Source organism: Streptomyces sp. NPDC007896, assembly GCF_042959425.1.
Taxonomy (GTDB): Bacteria; Actinomycetota; Actinomycetes; order Streptomycetales; family Streptomycetaceae; genus Streptomyces.
On sequence record NZ_JBIBKX010000049.1, the window covers coordinates 1 to 4,411 of the forward strand.

At 66.7% G+C, this 4,411-nt stretch carries 3 protein-coding genes and 3 pseudogenes; all 6 read left to right on the forward strand.

The genetic code is table 11. The features are described 5' to 3' along the window. Positions 1-423: helix-turn-helix domain-containing protein (locus tag ACFZDJ_RS54920; protein WP_391070812.1), on the forward strand; the 423-nt coding region annotated here is incomplete at its 5' end. Beyond that, complete coding sequence (locus ACFZDJ_RS54925) at positions 423-1,463, forward strand: hypothetical protein (RefSeq protein ID WP_391070814.1); 1,041 nt, start codon at positions 423-425, stop codon at positions 1,461-1,463. The genes ACFZDJ_RS54920 and ACFZDJ_RS54925, both read left to right, overlap by 1 nt. Positions 1,464-2,132: 669 nt before the next feature. After that, positions 2,133-2,334 (forward strand): annotated as a pseudogene (locus ACFZDJ_RS54930) (PHP domain-containing protein); the annotation flags it as partial. Between the two features lie 115 nt (positions 2,335-2,449). Beyond that, positions 2,450-3,700, forward strand: a pseudogene (locus ACFZDJ_RS54935) (IS256 family transposase). Positions 3,701-3,989: 289 nt separating this feature from the next. Further along, positions 3,990-4,187, forward strand: a complete 198-nt coding sequence (locus tag ACFZDJ_RS54940) for a hypothetical protein (RefSeq protein ID WP_130330709.1) — start codon at positions 3,990-3,992, stop codon at positions 4,185-4,187. A gap of 127 nt (positions 4,188-4,314) precedes the next feature. Beyond that, positions 4,315-4,411 (forward strand): annotated as a pseudogene (locus ACFZDJ_RS54945) (IS5/IS1182 family transposase); the annotation flags it as partial.

Consider the following 4,411-nt stretch of genomic DNA (forward strand, 5'->3'; position numbering starts at 1 on the left):
GCGCTGGAGCACCTCCACGAGCAGTTCGACGTCGAGACGCTGGCGGCACGCGCGTACATGAGCCGCCGCACCTTCGACCGCCGGTTCCGCTCGCTGACGGGCAGCGCCCCGCTGCAGTGGCTGACCACTCAGCGAGTTCTCCAGGCGCAGCGCCTCGTGGAGACCTCCGAGTACTCACTCGACGAGATCGCCGAACGCTGCGGCTTCCGCTCACCGGTGTCCCTGCGTGGTCACTTCCGCCGACAGCTGGGTACGTCCCCGGCCGCGTACCGGGAGGCCTACCGCGCTCGTCACCCCTTGGGCGGCGGGACCCTGCACACCTCGCCTGGGCCCTCGCCCGCCCCGGATGATGACGAATGGCCGGCCCCACCGCCCACCCAGCCGACCGCTCCTCTCCATGCACAACGGAGCGCTGACGCCTGATGGGGGACATCGCCAAGGGGGCGCTGGGAGGCGCCTGGAGTCTGCTGGTCGGGTGGGTGCTGCCCACCGCGCTCAACCTCGCCATTCTCACCACCACCCTGCTCTCCAGCCTTCGCAAGGTCCCGCCGTTCGAACACGCATGGGGCCTGGCCGAAGAACGCGGCGCGCTGGCCTTTCTCACCGCCTCACTGATGCTGGGGCTGGTACTCAACGCCCTGCAGAACCCCCTCTACCGCATCCTGGAGGGCTACTTGCTGTGGCCCTCGCTCGCGTACGAATACGGCTGCCGCCGCCATCAGGCCATCAGACGTGACCTGACCGACCGGCTGCTACTCATGCGCCTCGAACGCCGTGCCACCGGCATCAACCTGTCCGCCGTCGACAGAGCAGATCTCACGCTCCTGCGCCACAGCCCTCACCTGGCCCGCTATCGCAGCCTGGATCAGCGCAGCACCGTCACCCGCCGGGCCCTCCTGCAAGAACGCCTCGCCCGCTACCCGGTCGGCGACGGCCACCTCGCGCCGACCCGACTCGGCAATGCCATCCGCCGATTCGAGGTCTACGCCTACGACCGATACCAGCTGGACTCGCAGCTCCTGTGGAACGAATTGACCGCCACCGCCCCAGAACAGGCGCGTCGCCAGGTCGACACCGCACGCACCAGTGTCGACTTCTTCGTCTGCCTGCTTTACGGCCACCTCGCCGTACTGCTCGCCGCGGCCGTGACCCTCACCTCCACTGCCACCGGCGCAACAGCCGCAGCGACCACCGCCGTCGTCCTCGCCGCCCTCATCCCCGTCTGGTACCGCTGCGCCGTCAGCGCCACAGATGAATGGGCGGCCGCCGTCCGGGCCCTGGTCAACGTCGGACGACACCCGCTGGCCGCATCCCTCGGTTTGGACATCCCCAAGGAAATCGCCGCCGAGCGCACGATGTGGTCCCTCGTCTCCCGGATCCCGCGCATCCCGTACCACGAGCACGCTGCAGCCCTGGACCACTACCGCCGCTCGCCAGCTCCCACCACCAACGACACGATGTGAAGGCGCGGACGCCTCGCGAACTCCCAATGGTGGCGATGTCGTCGGTGGCAATGCGCAGGTCGGCGGGGCCGATCCCGCTAGGGACGGGGCGGAAGGAAGCGGCCCGTTCCCTGGCGACGGACTACCACAGCGTGCCGTAGGTCCGGCAGGGGAATCCGGAGGGATCGCAGTCGGCGCAGTCTTCGCAGTGCTGCCAGAACGCCTGCCAGGCCCGGTCCGGCACAAGGCGGCCCGGACGTTTTCCGCGACCCGGCGCGAACGCCCCCGTCCCCGTAGCCCGGGGACGATTCAGCCGTCGTCGCCATCGCGCGTGAGCGGGTTCAAGGCGTCTGCTGCCGGACTGGGCGACGACCCGGTCTGCTCTTGCACCCGACTGCGTTCCGGAGCCGGGCGAGACGGCTGAAATCGGCCACTCTCGTGAGATGTTGGCGGCATCCCCGCAACGCTCACTGACTGAGGCATTCCGGGCTGTCTCGGGCTCTTGAAGATCGCTTCCTACACGGGACGAGCCGCCACGCCGAGGGGCGTTTCGACTTCGTTCTGTGAGAGTGCGAGGTCACCCGGGAAGGGCTTGGCCGAGACGGCTTTGACGTCGTTTCAGGGCCGGATCTGATCATCGTTTGGGGGCTAGGGTGAAGTCCTTCCCACGACTCCGGAGGTGCCCTCCCGGTGACGGATTCCTTTGTTCACCTGCACAATCACACCGAATATTCGATGCTCGACGGCGCGCAGAAGCTCAAGCCGATGTTCGCCGAAGTTGAGCGTCAGGGCATGCCGGCTGTCGCCATGAGCGACCACGGAAACATGTTCGGTGCGTACGAGTTCCATCAGGTGCCAAAAGGGTGTCGACGGCGTCAAGCCGATCATCGGAGCAATGCTCAGAACCTGTGGATCGACGGGGGACGCGGAAGGCGTACCTTCCCGAATGATCCTGTGATGGTCTCCGAGTAGGCCCGCGTTGGCGCGCGGGTCGGGAAGGCACGCCCGTGCTCAGCGTAGTCACCGACGACGGCTCGACCCAGTCCGGCTCCCTGATTGACGAGATCGTGCGGGAAGGCGCCCGTCGCATGCTCGCTGCCGCGTTGGAGGCGGAAGTCAACCAGTACATAGCCGAGTTGGCTGCCGAAACCGACGAACACGGCCGGCGCCTGGTGGTCCGCAACGGCCACCATCAGCCTCGGACCGTGGTCACCGCCGCCGGACCGGTCGAGGTCAGGGCACCACGGGTGAACGACCGGCGGACGGACGAGGCGACCGGCGAGCGGAAGCGGTTCTCCTCGAAGATCCTCGCACCGTGGTGCCGCAAGTCGCCGAAGATCGCCGAGGTGCTGCCGCTGCTCTACCTGCACGGCCTGTCCAGCGGCGACTTCGTGCCCGCGCTGGAGCAGTTCCTTGGCGGCGCGGCCGGCCTGTCGCCAGCCACCGTGACCCGGCTGACGAAACAGTGGCAGGACGACCACGCTGCCTTTCAGCAACGCGACCTCTCGGACCGCGACTTCGTGTACGTGTGGGCGGACGGAGTGCACCCGAAGGTCCGGCTCGGGCAGACCCACTCCTGTGTCCTGGTCCTGCTCGGTGTCCGTTTGGACGGCACCAAGGAGCTGATTGCTCTGGCCGAGGGGCTGCGAGAGTCCACCGAGTCGTGGGCCGACCTGCTGCGCGACTGCCGCCGACGTGGCATGCGCGATCCGGAGCTGGTCGTCGGCGACGGAGCGATGGGTCTGTGGAAGGCGCTCGTCGAGGTGTTCCCGGCCGCACGGCATCAAAGGTGTTAGGTTCACAAAGCCCGGAATGTCACCAACTGTCTGCCGAAGTCCGCGCAGCCAGGCGCGACGAAAGCATTGCAAGAGATCTACAACGCCGAGGACCGAGCTCGCGCCGAGAAAGCGGTCGAGGGGTTCGCCCGCACCTACGGAACCAAATGGCCCAAGGCCGTCGCGAAGATCACCGATGACGTGGACGAGTTGCTCGCGTTCTACGACTTCCCGGCCGAGCACTGGATCCACTTGCGGACGACCAACCCAATCGAGTCGACGTTCTCCACGGTCAAGCTGCGGACGAAGGTCACCCGCGGCGCTGGCAGCCCCGCAGCAGCACTCGCGATGGTTTTCAAGCTCGTCGAATCCGCGCAAGCCCGTTGGCGGGCGATCACCGGAGCACACCTGGTGTCCCTGGTCCGGGCAGGCGCGAGGTTCGAGAGTGGCATCCTGGTCGAGCGCCAGGAGCAGGCCGCGTAAGCGCGAAGGTAAGACACCCCTCCCACATCCACCACCGGAACAAAGGTGATCAGACATGGTTCCTCGGATCGGCGACCAAGTGATCGTCTCCTGTGAGCCAGCATCCACTCGGGTGGTCGGGGCAGATCGCTACATCACACTGGAATGGCCGTGGAGAGCGATCGACAATTCCTCCAATTTCCGCTGGAACGGGCAAGTCGCACTCCCGCACGCGGATTCCCATGAGGAATGGAGCCCATTTCATCTCTCGCCGGCAGCCTCCACGCTCCGGGTTGGAGACGCTTGCGACGTGTCCATCCCGCCGACCAGGCTCTACGTAGGGCACTACGAGGAGTACGACCCTCCACGCAACCTGGGCTGGGCTCCCGCACCTATCGCAAGACTCTACGTCGTGCCACCAGAGCGGATGGACGTGGACATGGAGTACGCGGGGTACATGCTCTACCTGGGATCAGACCCCATTCAGGTCGAGCCAATCAAGGACTGAGCCGGCACACTCCGGCCTCCAGCATCACGCAGCCGAGGAACGATCCGAGCCGTACAACTAATCCACAGGTCTTGACGATTGCTCGGCCGAAGGCCGGGAGCCTCATTACGAGGCCACGAAGACGGTGACGGGGGATCACGTCGGCCCCTCGCCCGTCGACCGGGCCCGCCCCGGCTCCAAGCACCACTTGATCGTCGACCGTCACGGAACCCCGCTCGCCGTCA